This is a genomic window from Roseinatronobacter sp. (assembly GCF_051859525.1).
Taxonomy (GTDB): domain Bacteria; phylum Pseudomonadota; class Alphaproteobacteria; order Rhodobacterales; family Rhodobacteraceae; genus Roseinatronobacter.
Genome location: NZ_JBHYFM010000059.1, coordinates 1 through 568, shown reverse-complemented (window position 1 = coordinate 568; position 568 = coordinate 1). Strand labels below are relative to the sequence as shown.

Here is a 568-nt window from a genome sequence, read left to right as displayed (position 1 = left end):
GGCCTGCGCAGTTCCGGCCATGGGGCGGCAAGCCCACCAACGCCGATCTTCAAGCCCGCTACATTGGTCGCGCCGCTATTGAAGCTGCGCAGTGGATGCGGCAACCTTCGCTGCTCGTCTGTCGAAGAGGCCGCCCGCAGCGGCGCCCGCATCGACATCACGACGCAGCCAGAGCGGCCAGCGCCGCTTCAAGACAATATCGCCAACGGTATGTTGGCACAGTGACATCAAAGGAGAGATACCATGCGCGAAGCACTTATCGTCTGGGGCGGCTGGAGCGGTCATGAACCCGAGGCTTGCGCGAAGATTGTCCGCGACATCCTCGAAGAAGACGGGTTTAAGGTTCACGTCCATGACACGACCGAAGCCTTTGCCGATGGTGGCATCAAGGAAATGAGCCTGATCGTACCCATTTCGAGCATGTCCAAGATCGAAAAGGAAGAGCTCAACATGCTGACCGCCGCCGTGAAGGGCGGTGTCGGTCTGGGCGGGTTTCATGGCGGCATGTGCGACGCGTTCCGCGATGCGCCGGAATATCAGTTCATGACGGGGGGGCAATGGGTGGCCC

2 protein-coding genes are annotated in these 568 nt (G+C 60.9%); both read left to right on the top strand.

The genetic code is table 11. The annotated features are described in order from the left end of the window. Positions 1 to 225, top strand: a 225-nt coding sequence (locus ACTIE1_RS16695; RefSeq protein ID WP_439563519.1) for a hypothetical protein, incomplete at its 5' end; no start/stop codon positions are given. A gap of 18 nt (positions 226 to 243) precedes the next feature. Next, on the top strand, positions 244 to 568 hold a 325-nt coding region (locus ACTIE1_RS16690; protein WP_439563518.1), incomplete at its 3' end, for a ThuA domain-containing protein.